This is a genomic window from Glycomyces sp. NPDC021274, assembly GCF_040641195.1.
Lineage (GTDB): Bacteria > Actinomycetota > Actinomycetes > Mycobacteriales > Micromonosporaceae > Glycomyces.
In genome coordinates this window covers 105,280-127,330 of record NZ_JBFADC010000013.1, presented here as the reverse complement: position 1 = coordinate 127,330, position 22,051 = coordinate 105,280, and the positions used below count along the sequence as shown (strand labels likewise).

General features: G+C 69.7%; 23 protein-coding genes. 11 read left to right on the top strand and 12 right to left on the bottom strand.

The annotated features are described in order from the left end of the window. Positions 1-129: 129 nt before the first annotated feature. From AB0I03_RS23095 to AB0I03_RS23075, 5 genes are all read right to left on the bottom strand, one after another. Complete coding sequence (locus AB0I03_RS23095; protein WP_360416134.1) at positions 130-1,077, bottom strand: MazG family protein; 948 nt, start codon at positions 1,075-1,077, stop codon at positions 130-132. Next, positions 1,074-1,745, bottom strand: coding sequence for a hypothetical protein (locus tag AB0I03_RS23090; RefSeq protein ID WP_360416132.1), 672 nt, complete (start codon positions 1,743-1,745; stop codon positions 1,074-1,076). The genes AB0I03_RS23095 and AB0I03_RS23090 overlap by 4 nt, the downstream gene beginning before the upstream one ends. 92 nt (positions 1,746-1,837) lie before the next feature. After that, positions 1,838-2,659, bottom strand: a complete 822-nt coding sequence (locus AB0I03_RS23085) for a DUF1206 domain-containing protein (protein ID WP_360416130.1) — start codon at positions 2,657-2,659, stop codon at positions 1,838-1,840. A 163-nt stretch (positions 2,660-2,822) separates the two neighbouring features. Further along, positions 2,823-3,074, bottom strand: coding sequence for a hypothetical protein (locus AB0I03_RS23080; protein WP_360416128.1), 252 nt, complete (start codon positions 3,072-3,074; stop codon positions 2,823-2,825). Continuing rightward, positions 3,067-3,387 (bottom strand): hypothetical protein, encoded by a 321-nt coding sequence (locus AB0I03_RS23075; protein WP_360416126.1) that lies wholly within the window; start codon positions 3,385-3,387, stop codon positions 3,067-3,069. The genes AB0I03_RS23080 and AB0I03_RS23075 overlap by 8 nt, the downstream gene beginning before the upstream one ends. A gap of 215 nt (positions 3,388-3,602) precedes the next feature. On the opposite strand from AB0I03_RS23075, the gene AB0I03_RS23070 reads away from it, so the two are divergent. From AB0I03_RS23070 to AB0I03_RS23060, 3 genes are all read left to right on the top strand, one after another. Next, the gene (locus AB0I03_RS23070) at positions 3,603-4,409 is read left to right on the top strand and encodes a helix-turn-helix transcriptional regulator (protein WP_360416124.1); all 807 of its coding nucleotides are present in this window, start codon (positions 3,603-3,605) and stop codon (positions 4,407-4,409) included. Next, positions 4,406-4,654 carry a DUF397 domain-containing protein gene (locus tag AB0I03_RS23065; protein WP_360416122.1) on the top strand — a complete coding sequence of 83 codons (249 nt, stop codon included), beginning with the start codon at positions 4,406-4,408 and terminating at the stop codon, positions 4,652-4,654. The genes AB0I03_RS23070 and AB0I03_RS23065 overlap by 4 nt, the downstream gene beginning before the upstream one ends. 164 nt (positions 4,655-4,818) lie before the next feature. Next, complete coding sequence (locus tag AB0I03_RS23060) at positions 4,819-5,397, top strand: hypothetical protein (protein ID WP_360416120.1); 579 nt, start codon at positions 4,819-4,821, stop codon at positions 5,395-5,397. A gap of 12 nt (positions 5,398-5,409) precedes the next feature. Here the strand turns inward: AB0I03_RS23060 and AB0I03_RS23055 are convergent, their stop codons facing one another. The 3 genes from AB0I03_RS23055 to AB0I03_RS23045 are packed head-to-tail and all read right to left on the bottom strand — an operon-like array spanning position 5,410 to position 7,626. Beyond that, positions 5,410-6,288 (bottom strand): aminoglycoside phosphotransferase family protein, encoded by an 879-nt coding sequence (locus AB0I03_RS23055; RefSeq protein ID WP_360416118.1) that lies wholly within the window; start codon positions 6,286-6,288, stop codon positions 5,410-5,412. Between the two features lie 22 nt (positions 6,289-6,310). After that, complete coding sequence (locus tag AB0I03_RS23050) at positions 6,311-7,012, bottom strand: hypothetical protein (protein WP_360416116.1); 702 nt, start codon at positions 7,010-7,012, stop codon at positions 6,311-6,313. Between the two features lie 56 nt (positions 7,013-7,068). Next, positions 7,069-7,626: a helix-turn-helix domain-containing protein gene (locus AB0I03_RS23045; protein ID WP_360416114.1), complete on the bottom strand. Its 558-nt coding sequence runs from the start codon at positions 7,624-7,626 to the stop codon at positions 7,069-7,071. An 87-nt stretch (positions 7,627-7,713) separates the two neighbouring features. Between AB0I03_RS23045 and AB0I03_RS23040 the strand changes: the two genes are divergently transcribed. Then, on the top strand, positions 7,714-8,355 hold the full coding sequence (locus AB0I03_RS23040; RefSeq protein ID WP_360416112.1) for an NAD(P)H-dependent oxidoreductase: 642 nt from the start codon (positions 7,714-7,716) through the stop codon (positions 8,353-8,355). Further along, positions 8,352-8,672, top strand: a complete 321-nt coding sequence (locus AB0I03_RS23035; RefSeq protein ID WP_360416110.1) for a multidrug efflux SMR transporter — start codon at positions 8,352-8,354, stop codon at positions 8,670-8,672. The genes AB0I03_RS23040 and AB0I03_RS23035 overlap by 4 nt, the downstream gene beginning before the upstream one ends. A 3-nt stretch (positions 8,673-8,675) precedes the next feature. Here AB0I03_RS23035 and AB0I03_RS23030 read toward each other — a convergent pair whose 3' ends face one another. Together AB0I03_RS23030 and AB0I03_RS23025 are read right to left on the bottom strand one after the other, a co-directional pair. Beyond that, positions 8,676-9,278 (bottom strand): hypothetical protein, encoded by a 603-nt coding sequence (locus AB0I03_RS23030; RefSeq protein ID WP_360416108.1) that lies wholly within the window; start codon positions 9,276-9,278, stop codon positions 8,676-8,678. Positions 9,279-9,324: 46 nt separating this feature from the next. Further along, positions 9,325-9,741 carry a helix-turn-helix domain-containing protein gene (locus tag AB0I03_RS23025; protein WP_360416106.1) on the bottom strand — a complete coding sequence of 139 codons (417 nt, stop codon included), beginning with the start codon at positions 9,739-9,741 and terminating at the stop codon, positions 9,325-9,327. 221 nt (positions 9,742-9,962) lie between these two features. Here AB0I03_RS23025 and AB0I03_RS23020 point away from each other — a divergent pair, with 221 nt between their 5' ends. The 6 genes from AB0I03_RS23020 to AB0I03_RS22995 all read left to right on the top strand — a co-directional run bounded on the left by AB0I03_RS23020 (position 9,963) and on the right by AB0I03_RS22995 (position 17,332). Further along, the gene (locus AB0I03_RS23020) at positions 9,963-11,897 is read left to right on the top strand and encodes a hypothetical protein (RefSeq protein ID WP_360416104.1); all 1,935 of its coding nucleotides are present in this window, start codon (positions 9,963-9,965) and stop codon (positions 11,895-11,897) included. Next, positions 11,894-12,838 (top strand): NADP-dependent oxidoreductase, encoded by a 945-nt coding sequence (locus tag AB0I03_RS23015; RefSeq protein ID WP_360416102.1) that lies wholly within the window; start codon positions 11,894-11,896, stop codon positions 12,836-12,838. The genes AB0I03_RS23020 and AB0I03_RS23015 overlap by 4 nt, the downstream gene beginning before the upstream one ends. Before the next feature lie 64 nt (positions 12,839-12,902). Further along, positions 12,903-13,610 (top strand): TioE family transcriptional regulator, encoded by a 708-nt coding sequence (locus AB0I03_RS23010; RefSeq protein ID WP_360416100.1) that lies wholly within the window; start codon positions 12,903-12,905, stop codon positions 13,608-13,610. A 112-nt stretch (positions 13,611-13,722) separates the two neighbouring features. Next, positions 13,723-16,074, top strand: coding sequence for an endo-1,4-beta-xylanase (locus AB0I03_RS23005; RefSeq protein WP_360416098.1), 2,352 nt, complete (start codon positions 13,723-13,725; stop codon positions 16,072-16,074). A gap of 89 nt (positions 16,075-16,163) precedes the next feature. Further along, positions 16,164-16,436 carry a DUF2277 domain-containing protein gene (locus tag AB0I03_RS23000; protein WP_360416096.1) on the top strand — a complete coding sequence of 91 codons (273 nt, stop codon included), beginning with the start codon at positions 16,164-16,166 and terminating at the stop codon, positions 16,434-16,436. A 173-nt stretch (positions 16,437-16,609) separates the two neighbouring features. After that, positions 16,610-17,332 carry an SDR family NAD(P)-dependent oxidoreductase gene (locus AB0I03_RS22995; protein ID WP_360416150.1) on the top strand — a complete coding sequence of 241 codons (723 nt, stop codon included), beginning with the start codon at positions 16,610-16,612 and terminating at the stop codon, positions 17,330-17,332. 52 nt (positions 17,333-17,384) lie between these two features. Here AB0I03_RS22995 and mfd read toward each other — a convergent pair whose 3' ends face one another. Next, complete coding sequence (gene mfd, locus AB0I03_RS22990; RefSeq protein WP_360416094.1) at positions 17,385-20,981, bottom strand: transcription-repair coupling factor; 3,597 nt, start codon at positions 20,979-20,981, stop codon at positions 17,385-17,387. Between the two features lie 158 nt (positions 20,982-21,139). Then, positions 21,140-21,973, bottom strand: coding sequence for a metal-dependent hydrolase (locus AB0I03_RS22985; protein ID WP_360416092.1), 834 nt, complete (start codon positions 21,971-21,973; stop codon positions 21,140-21,142). Positions 21,974-22,051 lie beyond the last annotated feature (78 nt).

Here is a 22,051-nt window from a genome sequence, read left to right as displayed (position 1 = left end):
GGCCTCTGTCACTTGCGTCACCGGATGGCATGCGACCGACCGTAGCAAAGAAAACGACGATTGTTAAGGCCAGCAGAACGATATTGTGAAGTTCAGGTTTGAAGATCTGTGTGGCTGCTCGCACAGCTCCTAATGCTCGATCGACTCCGCGACGTGTCCTTGCGGATCGAGCCGTTCGAGCCCTGCCCGCTCGGTGATCGACTTGCGCAGCGCCAGCTCGGGATCGACCCCGGCGGCCCGCGCCGCGGCCACGGCGGCGAGCAGGAAGTCCCCGACCTCGTCGGCCTCGAGCTTCAGGCCCTCGGGCAGGTCCGGCAGCTCCAGTTCCTCGCCTTGGTCGTGGAATCGCTCGATCACCTTGGCGGCCAAGGAGAGCGAGGGCAGCTGGCGGGAGACGCCGTCGGCCGGGTGGTCCCGGTGCGGCTTCTCGGCGGCCTTCGCCTCGTTCCAGTGCTGGTAGAGGTCGTCCGGGTCCGCGTCGCCCCACACGTGCGGGTGGCGGCGGATGATCTTCTCGACCAGGTCGCCCGCGACCTCGTCGATGTCGAAGTCCTCGGCCAGCGAGGCGTGCAGCAGCGGCTGGAACAGCAGGTCGCCGAGCTCCTCGCGCAGCTCGTCCGGGTCGCCCCCGGCGATGGCGTCGAGGACCTCGTACGACTCCTCGAGCAGGTACGGGCCGAGCGTCTGGTGGGTCTGCTCGTGATGCCACGGGCAGCCGTCCTCGGCGTGCAGCCGCGCCACGGCCTCGACCAGGTCGAGCAGGCGCGCGCCCGGCGGATCCCAAGAGCCGTAGACGATCTCGAGCTCGACCTCACCGCCCGCGACGTACTCGGCGAGGGCTTCGCGCAGCTCCTCGTCGCCCTCATCGCCGACGATCCAGACGCCGCCGGTCTCGATGAACTCGGCGGCGTCCTCCACGAGCTCGACCTCGATCCCGGCGTCGCGTACGGCCTCGACGGTGGGGCTCTCGAAGAACGCGGCCACGGCCTCGGCGTCCTGCAGGGCGTCCCAGGCCTCGACGGTGAGCAGCCCGGCGGGAATGCGCGGGGAGGTCAGGAGCCAGGTGATCTCGCTCAACGCTGCGGCACCTCGACGGTGAACACGCCCACGAGCGGGCTGATGTCGAGCGCGCCGTAGCGCGGGTTCACGGCGATGTCGTACTCGGCGATGTACCCGTTCAGGTCGTCGGCGAAGCCGGCCTGCTCCTCGCCCCACATCTGCACGACCTGCTGGATCACGGTCGGGTCGGCCTGCGCGGCCATGTTGAACTCCGCCAGCTGCTCCTGGGTGAGCTGCTGCGAGGCGAGCCAGCCCTCCACCACGCGCTGCAGCAGTTCCTGGTCGCCGCCGACGGCCGCGTTCAGCCCTTCGAGCTCCGCGTCGGTCAGCTCGCGCGGCTCGGCGGCCGCCGCGATCTCGTCGTAGTACTTGCCGGCCTCCATGTAGAGGGCCTCGACTTCGTCGGCGGCGTTGTTCGTGTCGGGGGCCTCCAGGCCCATCGCCTTGCCGAGCTCGGCGAAGAGCACGACGAACGCTGCCTGCCGGCGGCTGTCCCCGTAGCTGACGTCGGCGAGGGTGGCGCCCTGCTCGAAGTACGAGCTCATCTCGGCGTCCACATAACTGTCGAGCGTGGCCTCCGTGACGCGCTGGTCGCCCACGAACATCGCGGCCCCTTGCTCGCTCCCGCAGGCCCCCAACGCCAAGAGCCCGACCGACGCCACCGCGAGAATCCTGAGTCTGCGCACGACACTTCCCTTCCACTCGACTGCCCCTGTGACCTTAGCCTCACCAAGGATTCCTCCACAATCCGGTGCACCCGGGTCGCGCTCGGGACAGGTCAGACCTTCCGGTACTTGGCCTGGAAGAAGCAGTAGACGCCGAAGCAAGCGAGGCCGAGGGCGACCAGGCCGAGGAGCCACGGCCCCCAAACCGTCCCGGCCAGCGTCTTGAGAGCGGCGTCGAGGCCACCGGCCTTCTCCGGGTCGTAGGTGACGGCCGCGGAGACGACCAATGCGCCGGCGAGGCCGTACGCGACGCCTTTGCTCGTGTACCCCGCCATGCCGAGCCGCTGCACCGTCCGGCGCACCGCCGGGTCCATCTGCCCGGTGTTGAGGTGCTTCGTGAACTTCTTCGTCAGCCCGTAGATCACCAGGCCGACGCCGACACCGGCCACGACGACACCGGCCAGGCCGAGCAGGAACCGGCCGCCGCCGGAGTCCATCATGGATGACGCCGAGGACTGCTGGCTCTGCGACTGCGACGCGTTCGCGCCGCTGACCACCTTGTAGCCGAGGTACGCGAAGTAGGCGTAGAGGACGGTGCGGCAGCCGGAGACGACGCGCTCGGCGATCGCGGTCCGGTCCTGCGGGCCGCTCTCCCCGATCGCCGCCTCGAAGGCCTGCCAGACGGCCATCGCGACCAGGCCGATGATGGTTGCGATGACCAAGAGCTCTCCGGCCGGCTGCTGCGCGAGGGTCTTCAGGGCGCCGGACTGGTCGGTCTCGCCGGACGATTCGCCGAAGGCGACCTGCAGCGCCAGCCACGCGAACAGCAGGTGGATGACGCCGTATGCGATGAAGCCGCCGCGTGCCAGGAGTTCCAGCGGCTTGCTGTCGGCCGCGCGCGAGGCGGCTCTGCGGACGTTCGGGGTGGACGACATGCCGCCATGAGTTACCGATGTGGACAAGTCTCAAACGCATTCCGCGTGGCTGAGCCGCATGTGGAACGGGGGCCGACCGATCCCCACCTGAATCGGTCGGCCCGTTTGCGGGGCGCTCACGCGGTCCGGGCCTGGAGCATCACCGGGCCGGGGCGCTCCCGCCTCAGTGCGGCTTCTTGACGAGCTTGCGGGTCTCGGCGACGATCCAGGGGCACCACCGGTCGCGGTTCCAGGCGCCGTGCCAGTACGGCGATTCGCCGATGCCCTCTTCGAAGGTGGCCGCCGGGTTCGGTCCGCCGCCGTTGTCGCGGCAGTCGACCCGGATCACCTTGGGGTCCTTGGCAGTTCGGAAGACCGTGAAGATCGCGGGTCCGCGCTGGAACTCGCCGAGGTACTCGTCTCCGGCTTCAGCCATTGCAGACCCGGACATTCCCGGACGCCGGAGGCCGGCCGTTGTAGAAGACCATGAACGCCTGGTCCTTGAACCACGCCTTCCACTCGGCCCTGGCGGTGCGCCAGCCGTCTCCCCATGTGGCCCTGAGGTTCCAGGACACCAGGCCCGAGACCACGACCACGATGTCCGCCGGGTCGCCTCCCGCGTACACCTGGAACGAGTCCGGCACTTCGGCGCTCGAAGCGCGGACGGTGAAATAGCGCTGCCCGTCGCTGAACTGTCCCCGAGTCAGCGGATCCGGCGCTCCCTGTCGCGCACTCAATTCCTCTCGCATCACTGGCTCTCCTCCATCCGGTTCGGTGGTGATGCGTCGACAGTAGGGAGAACCGGGCACTGTCTCAAGGTGAAACACCAGGTAGGACTGTTGGCAATCCGACAGATGAGAATCGTTGTGCCATAGGAATATGGCAGTACGGGCTGCCAAACTGCCATCCGGAACCCGGCGGTTCTTGAGGTTGCACATTCCGTGGTGATTGCGATACTGAGTTGATGTCTACGGCATCTGAACTTCGCAGGCAGGTCGGGCGAGAGCTTGAGGCGCAAAGGGAACTCGCGGGAATCAAAGTCACCGATAAGGAAGCCGCGGCGATCGTGGGGTCGACCCGGACGCTGAAGCGGCTCGAGGCTGGAGTCAAGGTGCGGGTGACCTTCGTGGTCATCGGCAGGCTCGCCGAGCATTACGGAGCACCGAGGCAGACGCGGTTCGAGCTGGAGCGCATCTGGCGCTTCGTGGACGACGAGATCTGGGCCCAGCCCAGCCACGCAATCGAGAACTCGGGGTGGGACGCCTACGTCGAATTCGAGCGTTTGGCAGTCGGCATCGACAAGTTCGAGACCATGTTCGTGCCGGGCCCGCTCCAAACCGAGGACTATGTCCGGCGGGTATTCGAGCGTGGCGATGCGGCACCTGACCGCATCCCCGTGCTGATCAACAACCGCCTCGCCCGCCAGGCCGAGCTCATGAATCGACTCGACTCCATCAGACTGCGATTCCTGGTCACCGAGGCCGTGCTTCGGAGCGGGTGCGACGCAGGTCAGCTCAACCACATGATCCAACTGGATGAGCACCCCAACGTGACGGTCAGATTCCTGCCGGAATTGCACGGGCCGTATCGAAATTTGGCAGTGCCCTTCTCCGTACTATCCTTCAGGAACAGCGAGGATCCCAGCATCGTCTATCTGGAGAGCCCCTACGAGCACCGGTTCTATGAGAACAGCGACGCCGTGGGCAAGTACAGCCAGGTTCTCGAGGGAGGGTTCTCAGCAGCCAAGTCTGTGAAGGAGTTCAAGCGATGAGCCAGGATGGGTGGCGCAAGTCAAGCAGGAGCCAAGGCACCGCGAACAGTGACTGCGTTGAGCTGCGTGTCGCTCCGTGGCGGAAGTCGAGTCGCAGTCAAGGTGGAGAGAACAGCGACTGCATTGAGGCTCGCCCCGCAGGCACCGGCTTCCAGGTCCGTGACAGCAAGCTTGGCGATGATTCCCCGATCTTCGACCTGAAGACCGCCGACTTCACCGCGCTGCTCCAGCGAGCCGACCGGTAGCCCGACCCAGAACACAGAACGGCCCCGCCTCCAGGCGGGGCCGTTCGTCTGTTCGCGGTCAGCCCACGGCGGTCTCAAGCACCTGGTCGCATCGGGACCGGTCCCGGCTCGGGCGATCTACGATCCTCGTCTCCCGCTAAAACCGAGGCCGAATAGGGGCAGCCATGCGATACCGCGTCCTGTCGATCCCGCTGGCCGCATTGCTGCTCGCAGCATGCGGCTCCAACGGTGCGGAAACGCCTTCGGAGCCATCGGCCTCAGCCTCGGCGTCCGTCGAGGCCACCGACGCCCCCACCGAGGCCGAGAGCACGGCACCCCCCGAGCCTGCCTCCGTGTTGCCGGTCGGGATGGACTCAGCGCTCGGCATTTCGTACCCCGATGCGAGCGGGGGAACGGCCTTGGAGTTCAACTTCGTGGTGACCGAGGTCGAAGCCGTCACCGAGGGCATGTCCGAATTCGTGGTGTTCACCGTCGGAGTAGAGGTCGTCAAGGGCGAGATGACGTTCATGTTCGGCCTCTGGGCCGAGCCTGCAGTGTCACCGACCCTGATCGACGCCAACGGCATCGAGTACCAGACCTCCATCCGACCGGTCGGCACCATGCTCAATGGCACTGTCCCCGAAGGAGAGTCGATAGCGGGGCACATCGCGTTCGAAGCCCCGCCCACCGTCGCCGACTCGGGCACCTTCCAGCTCGAAATCCCCGCTCCTGAAGGCACGGACCTCCTCCACTGGACCTACTGAAGGCCCTGGGGGTCAGCCCAGGATGCGGGCAAGGGCCGCCTCAGCAGCGGGCTTCCAGGTCGGCTTGCCGCCTAGCTGGCCGCGTTCCCCGGCGATACCGATGTCGCGCAGGACCAGGGTCTTGATGAGCGCCCGGCCACGAGCGCGAAGGATCGTGGAGTCCTCGGCTGCTTTGTAGGCGTTGAAGAACCGCTCGGCTGCGCCGTCGGGCAGGAGGATCCAGGCGGCGGCGAGGTCGACGGCGGGATCGCCTACGAAGACGTCGCCGAAGTCGATCACGCCCGCGAGCGCGCCGTCCTCGACAACGACATTGGCGGGGTGCAGGTCGCCATGAAGCCAAACGTCGGATTGATCTGCTTGGGGCGCTTCGAGAGCGGCACGCCAGACGGCGCGAGCACGGTCGGCGTCGACATCGGGGTGGCGTTGGAGCGCGTGCTCGAAGTGCTCGCCCATCGCTTCGAGCGGTGTGCCGCGGCCGTCGTTGGCGGAGGTTGCGTCGGGCCCTTCGGTATGGAGTGCGGAAAGGAACTCGGCGAGCACGGTGGCCGATTCGGGATCGGTGATCGGCGCGATGTCGGCGGGCGTGCCATGAACCCAGGTGGTGATGAGCCAAGTGTGCGGAAACTTCTCGGTCGGCTGGCCGAGCCGGGCAGGCACGGGGACCGGGAGCGTCAGGCGCGGCGCGATGCCGGGAACCAGGCGGTACTCCCGCGCCAGCAGCTCGGGCGCGCCCTCCGTGCGGGGCACGCGGACCGCCAGGTCGGGGCCAAGGCGCCACATCTGGTTGGACCAGCCGCCGTCAACGGCCTTCAGTTCCAGGCCGGCCAGGTCGGGGTGCTGCTCCTCCAGGAGCTCGCGCAGCAGTTGCTCGTCGATCGCCCAGTCGCTCAACCGGATTCCCTTCGTCGAGTGCTCAGCCCTGGAGGTACGTCGTCACCCAGTACTGAACGACCTGGTCGTAGGTCTCGTTCATCTCCATCCCCTCCGAGGAGGCGATGGTCAGGCGGGAAGTCTCGACGTTCCAGATGCAGAGCGACGTGCCGGCGCTGAGGCCCGTGAGTCCGGAGTCCATCGCCCTGTACTCGAGGTTCAGCGTGGCGTTCGCGCCTCCGGCCGCATTGACCGCGTCCATGCAGTCTTCAGGGGTCGGCGAGGCCACCTCGATCGCCGCGCCCTTGGCTGTGCCTGCGCTGGTGAGCGAGGCGAGGACGGTGGAACTGGTGTTCTCGCAGGGGTTCCAGATCAGATCGTCGGTCGGCTCGGCGTGGAGGGCGGAGGTCGCAACGGGCTGGACCGTGCCTTCGAACGCGGCGTCGAAGTCGACGTGCAGATACTGGCAGTCCCCCGCACCGTCGCGGACGGTCGTCAGTACGAGCTCGGCGCCCGTGTTCTCAGGGGCCCAGGCGGTCTCGTTCGCGGCGGCTTCCGAAGTCGCTCCGGCCTCGTCTTCAGCGGCGGCCTGATCGGACTGGGGTTGACCGGTCTCTGCCGCGGAGTTGCTCGGATTGCCGTTGCCGCGCAGCTGCTGGACGCCGACCATGATCCCGACGACACTCGCGACAACGCCGATCACGGCCGCGATGACGGCGAACGCTCCTCTTGCTGAATTGGTCACGGGGACAGATTACTGAGCGCCGACCAGCGCTCGCCCGTCACGTTGCACGGATGCTGCTAGGAGGAGATGAGGACCGTGGTGAGGCGGGTGAGGGCGGTCTTGACTTCCTCCAGCGAGAGTCCTTGGGCGCGTTGATAAGTGAAGACCTCGGGGGCGAGGGGGGCGAGGAGGGTGTCGGCGAGGGCCTCGGGGGCGGGAACGGACGCTGCCCTGAGTAGGGAGAGGACATGCGCACGCCAGAAGCCGTACGCGCCGATCTCGAAGCGGCGGCCACCGGTTTCGGTGGCGAGGGCGAGGTGGCCGTGGGTTTCGAGGAGGTCGGCCATGGCGGTGTAGAAGGCGGCGAGGCGTTCGGCGGGCGGGGCTCCGGGGCCGAGGGGCGGGGGGCCCGACATCAAGCCCTGTTGGAGGGCGGTCTCGTGCTCGTCCAGGAGGGCGACCGCGATGGAGGCGACATCCGGGTAGCGGCGGTAGAGGGTGCCGCGGCCGACGCCGGCGGCTTTCGCGATGTCGTCCATGGTGACCGCGCGGGGGTCCTTGGCCGCGAAGAGGTCCGCCGCGGCGGCGAGGACCTTGGTGCGGTTGCGGGCGGCGTCGGCGCGCTCGGGCTTCATGGTGGGGATCCTAACAAGATGTGGACAGGATGCCCGGTTATGCTCGAAGATAAGTGGACATCGTGTCCGTTTAACTGAGGAGGAACCGTGCTCCTGCACCTCGACGCCAGCGTCCGCCGCAACTCGTTCAGCCGCGAGCTCGGCGACACCGTCACCGCCACGTGGCAACAAGCGCATCCCGATGAGGCGTACCTGCACCGCGACCTCACCCTCGACCCCCCGCCGCCCATCGGCGAAGCCTGGACCGAGCTCTGCGACTACGTGCTGGAACACCAGATCACCGATCCCGCGCGGTACGCGGAGGCCGTCCGCACGCCGGAGCAGGCCGAGGCCTGGGCCGTCGTGCAGCCGCTGCTCGATGAGCTGGTCGCGGCCGACACCGTGCTGATCGCCGCGCCGATGTACAACTTCTCCATCCCGGCGGTGCTCAAGGCCTGGATCGACCAGGTGACGTTCCCGCGAATGTCGTTGGCCGGCAAGCAGTTCGTGGTCGCCTACGCCCGAGGCGGCGCGTACGGCCCCGGCAAGCCGCGGGAGCCGTTCGACCACCACGAGCGGTACCTCCGCGACTTCTTCGCCGGTCACTTCGACGTGGAGGACGCCGTGTTCGTCGGCACGGAGATGTGCAACGCGCTCCTCGACCCGGCGCTGGCCGGGCGGCGGGACGAGCACGAGCGGTCGCGGGCGGCGGCGCTGGAAGCGGCTCGCGCGATCGGAGGCTGGTTGTGAGCTGGTGGTTCCTCATCGCCGCCGGAGTCGTGGAGATCGCCTGGGCCATGAGCATCAAGCCGACGGAGGGGTTCACGCGGCTGTGGCCGAGCGTCCTGTGCATCGCGCTCATGGGGCTCGCGGCGTTCCTGCTCGCGGTCGCCATGCGCGACCTGCCCACGGGGACGGCGTATGCGGTGTTCACCGGGATCGGCGCGGTCGGGGCGGTGACGCTGGGCATCGTCGTCAACCGGGACCCGGTCACGGCGGGCCGCATCGCGGCGGTCGTGCTCATCTCGGCCGGTGTCGTGCTGGCGCGGATGACGAGTCCCGAGTAGCACTTAGTCGGCGTCGGGCTGGTTGGGGTCGTGGGCGGTGCGGTAGCGGCGCCGGCGGCGGGGCCGGGGGCGGGAGCGGCGGCGCACCTGCTGGATCTGGTCGATCTCGTAGCGCAGGTACCAGGGCTCCCAGCCGCCCTGGCGGAACCACTGGCGGGCGGTGTGCGAGGCGAGGCCGCCGAGGACGCAGAGCGCCACGAATATCCACAGTGGTGCGACGATGAGGGCCCACACCTCGCCGTAGGTGCGGACCACGGCGACGATGCCGATCCAGGTGTTGAGCGGGGCGGCCACGACGGCGGCGGCGCGGGCCCATTTGCGGCCCAGGCCGAGGGCGAGGACCACCGCGACGTACGGCGCGGTGTAGAGCACGAGCGCGGGCAGGACCACCGCCATCGGGAAGCTCGTGCCGATGTCGATGGCCGCCTCGATGTCGGAGAGGAACGGCACCCCGGAGGTCTCGCCCTTGACCCAGTTGAAGATCCGGGGGCCGATGCCGACGCTCACGCTGACCAGCATGAAGTACTGGAACACCAGCATGACCTGGGCGAGGTCCACCGAGTGCGGCTTGTCGTACAGCGCTTGGGGATCGGGCGGGGTGCTCATCACGGGGCTCCAAGGTGCCGGGGCCTCAGCCCGCTGCGGTCGGGGGTTACGGCGCGGGGATGCCCGTCCGCTTGGCGTGGTCGCGGCGGGCGCGGTCGATGCTCTTGGCGTGCTTCATGCTCCATTCGCGAACGGCCGCGAGTGGAATTGCGGCACTGCGTCCCAATTCGGTAAGGGTGTATTCGACGCGAATGGGTGCTTCGGCGTGCACCGTGCGCGAAATGAGGCCGTCCGCTTCGAGGACGCGGAGGGTCTGCGCCAGCATCTTCTTGCTCACGCCCGGCAGAACGCGCTGGAGTTCGCCGAAACGGTGCGTGCGCTCTTCGAGCGCGCCGATCACAAGGGCGGTCCATTTGCTCGACAGGAGGTCGAGAGTGCTGCGACAAGGACAAGCCGATTCGTAATGTTCGTCCTTATCAGAGCCGGTCGCTCCTGGGGCGACCTGTTTGTGCAGTACGTCCATGGTTGCTTCTCCGTCTCGATTGTGGGACTTGTCATCACGCTCGAATCCGGGCCGATTTCCCGCGACGACAGCCTGGTCGGTCACCAGGGGGTAACTAGGTGACGCGGAAGTGCCTACTGTCAGTTGCCCTTCACATCATATAGCTTCCGAACCACGGCCGATACCACGCAAGGAAGCAGGTCGGCCGACTGCCTACCCCCTTTCGAGGCAAGGAACATCGCATGGAAACCAGCATGCCCAGCGCGCCCGCAGTCCGGTTCTTCACCACTGGAGCCCTGCGCCGCACCGTGATCGAGTACGCCGTCGACCTCTGCGGCTGGCAGCGGACCGCACTCTCCCGCCGCCACCGCACCGACGACAACTACGCCCAGCGCCGGCCCTTCGCCGTCCACGGCCCCGACGACGTGCGCGGCCTGACCGCCCGCGCCGAAGTCCTCGTGTCCGGGCTCCTCGAGGACTTCCCCGCCGCCGCGAGCGGCTTCGCCGAGCGGTTCAACCGCATCCTGCCCGTGTTGGGCGACAACGGCTCCGGGGCCGCCGAGCTGCGCGAGCAGTTCAACCGGCTCTTCGGTCTGGAGGACCCGGACGCCGACGTGAGCGGCGGGGCCTTCCGCATCGACGTCACCGACGAGGGCGTCCGCGTCACCGCGGCGCAGGGGACGGACTTCCTGGAGTCCGTGTCCGCCTTCCTCACCGCGTCCCGCGACAGCCGCAAGGCCGCCAGCGCCGACGAGAAGCTCGCGGTGCGCCTGGCGTACACCGCGATCAACGACGGGGAGCAGCTGCGCCTGCCCGCGAAGCCGTGGGGCAGCCCGGGCTTCCGGGACGTGCAGACGTACATGTCCGTCACCGACCCCGGCGAGGGGCACCTCCTCGGCACGACGACGGAGCGCTCCTACCTCAACGGCGTGATCGTCCACGTCGAACACCTCGAGCGGGGCATCGAGCAGAGCCGCGAGGAGGTCGAGCCCTACCGGATCCCGATCCCCCGGGTCATCTCGCGGGTGCGCCTGCACACCGGGCTGGACGCGCCGGTGTCGTCCTATGTGGGCAGGCCGATGTTCGAGGGGTCCGTGCGGGACTCGATGCTCAAGACCGTGCACACGACGGCGGCCGCGTGCTCGGCGCTGTTCGCGGACGGCATCACCGAGTGCAAGCTCGCCATCGAGCGGATGACGGCGACCGAGGCGGTCGAGTTCATGGGCGCGATCGTGGGGAACGTGCGCCGCAACCGGCACCGCCAGGTGCTCTCGGCGGCGTTCAACCTCAACACGCCCCTGGTGGACGACCGCTCGGCCACCATGCGCGCCAACGGCGGCCGGCCGCTGCTCGTGGAGGACCGGTTCGCGATCGGGTCGCTCGGCATCGAGCTGGCCGCCGCCGCCGGGTTCGACAAGGTCACGTGGGACGGCACGGCCGACACGTACCCGAGCCGGTGCGTCATCGAGCAGCTGGCGTTCGAGCAGGCGGTCACGCTGGTGCACCGGGCGCACGAGGCGGGCCTGCTGACGTACTTCTCGGCCGGGTTCCGGTTCGGCCACCTGGCCGACATCACCTGGACGGGCACGGACGGCGTGGGCGTCGGCGGGGCGCAGATCCTGCGGTTCATGGACAAGAAGACCGGCCACCACGGCCCGTTCAAGGCCGAGAACATCGCCGAGATCCTGCGCCACCGCGACGCGGCGGCCGAGGCGGTGCTGGGCCGGGGCGCGGTCGCCCTGGCGCGGCTGGACCAGATGTTCTTCGAGAAGAGCATCACCGTCGAGCTGGACGCGGCCCGCGAGGAGCTGTTCCTCGCGCAGGCGCTGCGGGACGAGGCGGCCGTGGCCGCGGTCCTGGAGCGGATCGGCGGGGTCGCCACCGCTCCGGCGACCGACGAGCTGCCGGTGCTCGCCTCGGCGCGGCGGCTGGTGGAGGCGGGGCACCGCAGCCTCGCCGCCGCGGCCCACACCGAGGAGGACTGGACGAGGGAGCTGGGCCGGCTCGAGCGGGCCGTGAAGGCCGGGGACGCCGACTGGGCCGCCGAGCTGCTGGCGGCCGCCCGCAACCACCTGGTGGAGGCGGCCGCGCGGATGGACGCGTCCGTCGCCGTGCGGTTCAAGGACTTCGCGCGCGAAGGGCGCGCGATCGCTATGAAGAGAGGCAATGGCGCATGAGCGAATCGAAAGCCGTCGTCGTCAACGGGTTCGGCGGGGCGAACGAGCTCACGATGACCACTGTGGACCGGCCGTCGGCCGGGCCGAGCGAACTGGTCGTCGCGACGGCCGGGGCGGGGCTCAACCCGGTGGACTGGAAGACCCGCGCGGGCGGCGGGATCTCAGGGATGGTGCCCGGGTTCCCGTTCGTGCTCGGCTGGGACGTCTCGGGCACCGTGGCCGAGGTCGGCCCGGGCGTGGTCGACTTCGCCGTGGGCGACCCGGTCTACGGCATGGCGAACTTCCCGCTCCCGGCGGGCGCCTACGCCGAGCACGTGCTCGCTCCGGCGGTGCACTTCGCGAAGGCCCCCACCGGGATCGGCCTGGTCGAGGCCGGGGCGGTGCCGCTGGCCGCGCTCACCGCGTGGCAGGCGCTGTTCGACTTCGGGCGCATTGAGGCCGGGACGCGCGTGCTGGTGCACGCCGCGGCGGGCGGGGTCGGGCACTTCGCCGTCCAGCTCGCGGCCTGGGCGGGCGCGGAGGTCGTGGGCACGGCGTCGGCGCGCAACCACGAGTGGCTGCGCGGGCTCGGCTGCAGTGAGGTCGTCGACTACACGGCCGGCGACTTCGCGGAGAAGACGGGCGAGGTCGACCTGGTCGTGGACGGGGTCGGCGGCGAGGTCTTCGACCGCTCGCTGGACGTGCTGCGTCCCGGCGGCGCGATCGTCACGCTGCCGAGCCCGGGCGACTTCGGGCCGGCGCGCGAGCGCGGCTTCCGCGCCGACTGGGTGTTCGTGCACCCCGACCGCCACCAGCTCGAGCGCATCGCGGCCCTCATCGACGAGGGCCGGGTCGCACCGCACATCGAGCGCGTCTTCGCGTTCGACGAAGTCGCCGACGCGCACCGGCTCGGCGAGCAGGGCCACGTGCGGGGCAAGCTCCTGCTCGACCTGACGCGTTAACCCGCACCCCTGAGGGCCGCGCCGGAAGCCTCCGGCGCGGCCTTCCGCGTTAAGGTCGCTGACCGTGGACACCTTGCGACCTGCCGACCTCGCCCGCGAGCACGGGCTCTCGACCCAGGCGGTGCGCAACTACGAGCGCGACGGCTTCATCCCGGCGGCGGCCCGCACGCGCAGCGGATACCGGGTCTACACCGAGGCGCACGCGGCGGCGCTGCGCGCGTTCCTGGCGCTCGTCCCGGCGTACGGGCACGCGGAGGCGGGCCGGATCATGAACGCGCTCAACGCAGGTGACCGCGAGAGCGCGCTGGCCCTGATCGACGGCGGGCACCTGCGGCTGCTGCGGGACCGGGAGACCCTGGACGCGGTGCGCGGCGCGATCGGGCACCTGGCGGCCGCGCCCGCGCGGTTCCACGGCCCGCCGCTCACGGTGGGCGAACTGGCGCGGCGGCTCGGCGTCACCGCCGCGACCGTCCGGAACTGGGAGGACGCGGGCATTCTCGCGCCCGAGCGCGAGCCGGGCACCGGGTACCGGCTGTTCCGGGACGAGGACGTGCGGGACGCCGAGCTCGCCCACCTGCTGCGGCGCGGGGACTACCCGCTGGAGCGCATCGCGCTGCTCGTGCGGCAGGTGCGCACCGCGGGCGGCACGGAGGAGCTGACGGTCGCGCTCGAAGGCTGGGGCCGCAGGCTCACCGAGCGGGGCCTGGCGATGCTCGACGCCGCCGCGCAGGTGAGCCGGTACCTGCGGCTCGCGGCGGAGCACGGCGATTGACAAGCGTTGATATCCCACTTACCATGGCACGGTCCTTCTCGGAAAGTTTCATGAAACTTGTCGAAACTTCCGAAGCTTCGTTTTCCCTCCTCCGCAATGGAGCTGCCAAGCCATGGAACATCACCCCCGACCGCGGCACCGGCGCCTGCGCGCCCTCGCCGCCGCCACCGGAGCGCTGGTCCTCCCCGCCGCGCTCGCCTTCGGCCAACCCGCCGCCGCCCAAGACGAAGGCACGGTCGTCTACGCCGCGGACTTCGCGGACGGCACCATCGGCGACTGGGCCCCGCGCGGCCCGGTCACCCTCGCCGTCGAGGACGGCGCGCTCCTCACCACCGGCCGCACCGCCGACTGGAACGGCCCCGCCCTCGACCTCACCGGACTCATCGCCCCCGGCGGCGTGTACGAGATCGCGCTCGACGTCCGCTTCGCCACCGGCAGCGCCGGCGAGGTCGTCTCAGCGACCGTGCAGCGCGAGGCCGGCGGCGAGACCGCCTACGACAGCGTCGTCTACCAGGCCGCCGCGAGCACCGACTGGACCACGCTCGCCGGCGAGTACTCGATCGCCGCGACCGCGGACGCCCTCACGCTCTACGTCGAGTCCCCGACCCCCGACGCCTCCTACGCCATCGACAACGTGCAGATCACCGAGCTCAGCCCGCCCGGCGTCGACCCGAGCATCCCGTCCCTCAAGGACGTCCTCGCCGACGACTTCCCGTTCGGCGCGGCCGTCGACCCCCGCGACCTCTCCGGCCCCAACAGCGAACTGCTGAACAAGCACTTCAACCAGATCACCGCCGAGAACCACATGAAGGTCGAGGCGATCCAGCCGACCGAGGGCACGTTCACCTTCGACGCCGCGGACGAACTCGTCGCGCACGCCGAAGCGAACGGCATGGCGGTCTACGGGCACACGTTCCTGTGGCACAGCCAGACCCCAGACTGGTGGTTCACCTACCCCGCCGGGCACCCGAGCGCCGGTGAACCCCTCGGCAGCAGCGCCGAAGACCAGCAGATCATGCTCGACCGCCTCGAAGCGCACATCGGCGCCATTGCCGAGCACTACGGCGACCGCGTCTTCGCCTGGGACGTCGTCAACGAGGTCATCAGCGACAACGCCGCCGAGGTCTACCGCAACAGCCGCTGGTTCCAGATCTTCGAAGGCCCCGAGTACATCTCGCACGCGTTCCGCATCGCCCGCGAGCAGCTCGACGCCGTCGGCGCCACCGAGGTGAAGCTCTTCATCAACGACTACGGCACCGACAACCCCGCCAAGCGCGACAACCTCTACAACCTCGTCGCCGACATGCTCGCCGACGGCGTCCCCGTCGACGGCGTGGGCCACCAGACCCACATCAGCCTCAACACCCCGCTCGAGAACATCGAGTCGAGCATCGACAAGTTCGCCGGGCTCGGCGTCCTCCAGGCCGTGACCGAGCTCGACGTCGCCATCGGCGCGCCCGTCGAGGGCGTCGAGTTCCCCGAGTACGAGGCCCGCATCGTGCAGCAGGGCCACTACTACCGCGACCTGTTCGCGATGCTCCGCGAGAAGGACCTCGTCTCCGTGACCGCCTGGGGCCTGCACGACGGCCGCTCCTGGCTGCGCGGCTTCAACGGCACCCGCCCGCTCGAATCCCCGCTGCCCTTCGACGACGACCTCCAGGCCAAGTGGGCCTACTGGGGCATCGTCGACCCCAGCCGCCTCCCCGAGATCCCCGAGGAGCCGGACCCCGAGTACGCCCGCGTCCAGGTGCCGCGCGCCAAGGACGCACCCGTGATCGACGGCGAGAAGGACAAGACCTGGAAGAAGGCGGCCACCGTCGCCACCGAGGTCAGGGTCGAAGGCAGCGAGGACGGCGCGAAGGCCGACGTCTCGCTGATGTGGGACGAGGACGCGATCTACGCCCTGTTCGAGGTCACCGACCCGAGCCTCGACGAGAGCAGCGCCAACCCCTGGGAGGAGGACTCCGTCGAGGTGTTCCTCAACCCCGGCAACACCAAGGAGGGCGGCTACGGCGAGGCAGACGGCCAGTACCGCGTGAGCTTCACCAACGTCGTCACCTTGGGCGGCAACGGACCCGAAGCCGGCGCGATCACCAGTGCCGCGGTGACCACGAGCACCGGCTACCGGGTCGAGATCGCGATCGCGCTGGCCGACGGCCAGGGCGAGGTCGGCGCCGAGCACGGCCTGGACCTCCAGGTCAACGACGCCACCGACGGCGTCCGCACCGCCGCGCACACCTGGTACGACCCGACCGGCCAGTCCTGGAGCACCAACAAGAACTGGGGCATCGCCGAACTGGTCGAGAAGGTCAAGAACGACAACGGCAACGGAGGCGGTGGCGGCGGGAAGCTGCCGGTCACCGGCACCGGCCTCACGGTCGGCGTCGTCTCGGCCGCGGCCCTCGCGATCGGCGGCGCCATGCTGATCATGCGACGCCGCCGCGCCGCCAACTGGGGCGAGTAACGGCATAGGCGCATGAGAGGGCGGGACCGTGGGGTCCCGCCCTCGTTCGTCTCCAGCGCGATGTCGTACCAGCGTGCCACCATTGGGACATGTGCCGCAGTGTGAAGACCCTGTTCAACCTCGACCCGCCCGCCACGGAGGAGGAGGTCGCCGCCGCCGCGCTCCAGTACGTGCGCAAGATCAGCGGCTCGACCCATCCATCGCAGGCCAACCAGGAGGCGTTCGACGCCGCGGTGGCCGCGATCGCCGCAGCGACTCAGGAGCTGCTCGGCAACCTGGTCACGGCCGCGCCGCCGAAAGACCGGGAGGTCGAGGCGGCGAAGGCGAAGGCCCGCGCCGCCAAGCGCTTCGGCACCGAGTAAACGGCTGCGGCGCTGACGCGGGGCGAGCCGTTCGGCGGTGGCGCTGAAGCGTTGCCCCGCCCCGCCCCGGCAGCACCCGAGCGCCGCAGCGGCGGTCCTAGGACCCGTCCGAGGATTCCCCTGCGAACGCATCGGTGAGAAGCTGAGACTTGCACACGCAAGGAGGGGCGCTCATGCGGTTCGAGGGGTATCGGGTGGTCGTGACCGGGACCGGTCGCGGCTTCGGCAGGAGCCTGGCGGTCGCGCTGGGCCGGGAAGGCGCGGAGCTGTACCTCTGCGCGCGCGACTTCAACGCGGCCGAAACGGTCGCGGAGGAAGTGCGGCACACAGGCGGCCGAGCGCACGCGTTCGAGTGCGACCTCGCCGACCCGGAATCGGTGCGGGACTTCGCCGAGACCCTCGGGGAGGTGACCGACGCTGTCGACGTGCTCGTCAACAACGGCGCGCCCTACCTGGACGCGGGCGGATTCCTGGAAGCCGACGACGAGCAGATCGCCGCGACCATCGCGGCCGGCGCCACGGGGACCGTGCTCGCCACGAAGGCGATCCTGCCGCTGCTGCAGCGCAGCCCGCGGCCGGACATCGTGACCATGGTGTCCGGGTGCGGCGAGTACGGCAACCACAGGTCCGAAGCGCACGAAGCGTTCTACGCCGCGAAGTCCGCGCAGGCCGGGTTCACCGAAGTGCTCTCGAAACGCCTGCGGCCCCAAGGGGTCCGCGTCATCTCGCTGTATCCACCGGACTTCGACAACCCCGACCCGCTCGGCCCCGAATGGGACGCCGAGCGCGCGGACGGGGACGCGCTGTCGGCGCGCTCGGTCGTCGACTGCGTCAAGTTCGCCATCGGGCAGCCGCGCGACTGCTACATAAAGTCGTTCTACTTCGAGCAGGCTTAACTCGCCGACCGGATCCAACAGGATCTGCCCCTGGACCGCGCGACCCCAGCGCCTAAGCGACCTCAGGAATGATGTCGTTGACCAGGTCGGCGCACCACTGGAGGAGCGCCAGGCCCTCGAGCGGTTTGCCGCCGATCTTCGACGTGGTCGGGCGCGGGACGCTGATCAGGCCCGCCTGGGCCTTGTAGTGCGCGTCCGGGTAGTGCCGGCCGAGGCGCAGTTGCTTCGAGTCCGGCAGCTCGACCGAGGAGAACCGGAGGTTCTTGCCCTGCAAGGCGACGTCCTGGAGGCCGTGGGCGCGGGCGAGGAGCCGGAAGCGCGCCAGGTGGAACAGCGTCTGCACCTGGTCGGGCGCGGGACCGTACCGGTCCTCCATCTCCTCGCGCACCTCGTCGAGCTCGGCCTCGCTGTGGACCTCGGAGATCTTGCGGTACATCTCCAGGCGCAGCCGCTCGACCTCCACGTAGTCGAACGGGATGTTCGCGTCCAGCGGCAGCTCCACCTTCACCGGCGCGGGTGGCTCCTCGGCGCCGCCCTTGAAGGACGCCACCGCCTCGCCGACCATGCGCAGGTACAGGTCGAAGCCCACGTCCGCGATGTGGCCGGACTGCTCGGCCCCCAGGAGGTTGCCCGCGCCGCGGATCTCCAGGTCCTTCATCGCCACGTACATGCCCGCGCCGAGCTCGGAGTGCTGCGCGATCGTCGCCAGCCGCTCGTGCGCGGTCTCCGAGAGCGTCTGCTCCGGCGGGTACAGGAAGTACGCGTACGCGCGGTCGCGGCTGCGGCCCACGCGGCCGCGGATCTGGTGCAGCTGCGAGAGGCCGAGCAGGTCGGCCCGCTCCACGATGAGGGTGTTCGCGTTCGGGATGTCGATGCCGGACTCGATGATCGTGGTCGAGACGAGCACGTCGTACTCGCTCTCCCAGAACCCCTGCATGATCTTCTCGAGCTGGCCCTCGCCCATCTTGCCGTGGGCCACGGCGATCCGGGCCTCGGGAATGAGCTCGCGCAGCTTCGTCGCGGCCCGGTCGATGGACTCGACCCGGTTGTGCAGATAGAACACCTGGCCGTCGCGCAGCAGCTCGCGGTGGATCGCGGCGGCGACCTGCTTGGCCTCCCAAGCGCCAACATAGGTCAGTACGGGGTGGCGCTCCTCGGGCGGGGTCGCGATCGTGGACATCTCGCGGATGCCGGTCACCGCCATCTCGAGCGTGCGCGGGATCGGGGTCGCGGACATGGTGAGCACGTCGACGGCGGTGCGCAGGGCCTTCAGCTTCTCCTTGTGCTCCACGCCGAACCGCTGCTCTTCGTCCACAATGATCAGACCCAGGTCCTTGAAGCGGGTCTCGGCCTGGAGGAGCCGGTGCGTGCCCACGAGGATGTCGATCTCCCCCGCGGCGATGCCCTTCTGGATCTCGGCGGCCTCGCGCGCGGACTGGAAGCGCGAGAGCTGCTTGACCTTGACCGGGAACTGGCCCATGCGTTCCACGAACGTGCCGTAGTGCTGGCTGGCCAGGAGCGTGGTCGGCACCAGCACCGCCACCTGCTTGCCGTCCTGCACCGCCTTGAACGCGGCGCGCACGGCGACCTCGGTCTTGCCGTAGCCCACGTCGCCCATGACGAGGCGGTCCATCGGGACGCGCGCCTCCATGTCCGCCTTGGTGTCCATGATGGCCGACATCTGGTCGGGGGTCTCGATGTACGGGAACGCGTCCTCGAGCTCGCGCTGCCACGGCGTGTCCGGGCTGAACGCGTGCCCTTGGGCCGCCTGCCGGGCCGCGTAGAGCTGGATCAGCTCGGCCGCGATCTCGCGCACGGCCTTGCGGGCGCGGCGCTTCGTCTTCTGCCAGTCCGCGCCGCCCAGCTTGTGCACGGTCGGCTGCTCGCCGCCGACGTACCGGGTGAGCTGGTCGAGCGAGTCGGTGGGCACGAACAGGCGGTCGCCGGGCTGGCCGCGCTTCGACGCGGCGTACTCGATGACCAGGTACTCGCGCTCGGCCCCGCCGATCGCGCGCCGCACCATCTCCACGTACTTGCCGACGCCGTGCGCGTCGTGCACCACGAAGTCCCCGGGGGACAGTTCGAGCGGGTTGACGACGCCGCGGCGCTTGGCGGCCTTGCCCTTGCGCGGCTTCTGCGCCGCGAGCGCCTTGCCGCCCGCGATGTCGGCGGCCGTGACGACCACCAGACCCGAAGCGGCGTCGGCGAACCCGAGCGTGAGCGTGCCGGTGCAGGCGACGACCTCGCCCGCGCGGAACTCGCGCGGCGCGGATTCCAGGTGCGCGCCGATGCCTTCGGCCTTCAGCTGCTCGGCGGCCCGCTCGGCCCCGCCGAGGGCCGGGTAGACGACGGCGACGGCGCGGCCCTCGCGGGTCCAGGCCTGCATGTCGGCCACGAGCTGCGGCGTGTTCCCGTGGTAGCGCGGGGTCTCGGTGATGCCGAGGTCGATGGTGATCGCGTCGTCGGGCGAGACGTCTCCATAGTGGAGCGGTTCGCCGGTGATGGCCGCCAGCTCCTCCGCGATCGCGTCCTCTTCAGGGGCGACGGCGAACGGCGAGATCGTCCACCAGCGCTGGCCCTTGGCGAGCGCGGCGGTCCGGGCCTCGGCGAGGTCGTGGAACGTGCCCGCGCCGAGGTCGACGGGGGCTGCGGCACCGGCCGCCGCCGCGGCCCACGAGGCGTCCAGGAACTCGTTCGAGGTGGCGACGAGGTCGAGCGCCCGCGAGCGGATGCGTTCGGGCTCGATCGCGACGACGAGGGCGTCCCGGGGCAGCACTTCCTGGAAGAGCTGCAGCTCCTCGGGGCCGGCGAGCGCGGGCAGCAGGGACTCCATGCCCTCGACCGGGATGCCCTGGGCGAGTTTGGCGCACATCTCGGCGAGGCCGGGGTAGGCGTCGCCGAGGGCGGCGGCCTTCTCGCGGACATCGTCGGTGAGGAGCAGTTCGCGGCAGGCGACGGCGCGCAGTTCGGGGGCTTCGTCGAGAGAGCGCTGGTCGGCGACGGAGAACTCGCGGATGGAGTCGACCTCGTCGCCGAAGAACTCGAGGCGCAGCGGGTGCTGGGCGGTGGGCGGGAACACGTCGAGGATGCCGCCGCGCACGGCGAACTCGCCGCGCTTCTCGACCAGGTCGACGCGTTCGTAGGCGAGGTCGACGAGGTGCGCGGCGAGGTCGAGGAGGTCGGTCTCGTCGCCGCGCCGCAGCTGCACGGGCTCGCGTTCGCCGAGGTGCTTGAGCTGGGGTTGGAGGGCGCCGCGGACGGGGGTGACGATGACGCGCGGCACGTCGCCGGCGTGGATGCGGTGGAGGAGCTCGAGGCGGGCGCCGACCGTGTCGGAGCGCGGCGAGAGGCGCTCGTGCGGCAGCGTCTCCCAGGCGGGGTAGAGCGCGATGTCCTCCTCGTTGATGAAGGAGGCCAGGGACTCGGCCAGCTCCTCGGCTTCGCGGGAGGTCGCGGTGATCGCGAGCACGGGGCCCGGAGAGCTGGCGGCGGCCTGGGCGAGGGCGAGGGGGCGCGCGCCGGGCACGGCGACGAGGTCGACCGGGCGGTCGGACGAGGACGCGAGCTCGGCGATGCGCGCGAGCTTCGGCGCTTTCGCGGCCGCCTTGATCAGGCTCGCGAGTTTCGGAACGGATCGTTCTGCGGCCATGCGGACTCCTGCGAGGTTCCGGGTTTCACTGTGCTCGAGGCACGACGATTGGCCGGAATCAGGCAGCCCTTGGCGCTGCTTGCGAGCCATGAATTCGGCACTGCTGGTTCCGGCAACCGGTCGAGTCTACCTCGCGCCGTCCGCGGTCCGGAGCGAGATTATTCCGTCGCGCCCTGGCCGGTGCCGGCCTGGTCGAAGAGGAGCTGCTGCACTTCGGGCACGTTGTAGATCATGCCGATCACGACGAGAACCGTGAGCACGGGCAGGAGGATGCGGTTCTCCTCCTTGCCGCCCGCGCGCAGGGCGACCTTGTTGGGCAGGCCGATGTCGTGCCAGCGGCGGCCCTTGATCGGGAGCGGGAAGAACAGGGGCGAGCCCATCTTCGTGATCATGTCGCCCAGGACGTGGATGAAGCAGCCGATGCCCATCGCGAGCCCGAGCACCCAGTAGTCGCGGCCCTCGGGCAGGAACCGGTACATGCCGTACGAGGCGACGAGCGCGACGCCGGTGGTGACGAGCCAGCCCTTCTTCGCGACGGTCTCGGCGAGCAGGCCGCGCACCGCCAGACCGGTGAGCACGAACAGGATCGCGATGACCGCCGGCTTCCCGAACTGGTAGGCGAGGAACCCGGTGCCGGCGCCCACGAGGGCGGCGTGGACGGCGGTGTGGGTGAAGGTGCGGTGGCCGTTCTTCCGCTTCTTGTCCTTCTTCGACTTCGTGAGCAGGTAGAACCAGTAGCAGAGGCGTTCGACCACCTCGGCGACGAAGAGGGACACGACGCCGAACGACCGCGCCACAGTGGAGCCGCCCTTGTTCTCGGTCACCTTGCCGGCGCAGTCGATGTCCGGGTAGAGGGCGGCGCCGGAGGCGACGATCGTGCCGACGACGAGCTCGGCGGAGGACTGGTCGATGCCGAACGCGATGTCGGCGATCGCCGAGCCCGCGAGCCACAGGGCGGCACCGGACATGGCGTGGGTCGGGCCCATGACCATAGTGGGGACTCCTTCAAGGGCAGTATTGGGAGGAGAGTCGAAAGCTGTGGAGACTATCCCACACGCGCACGACAACCG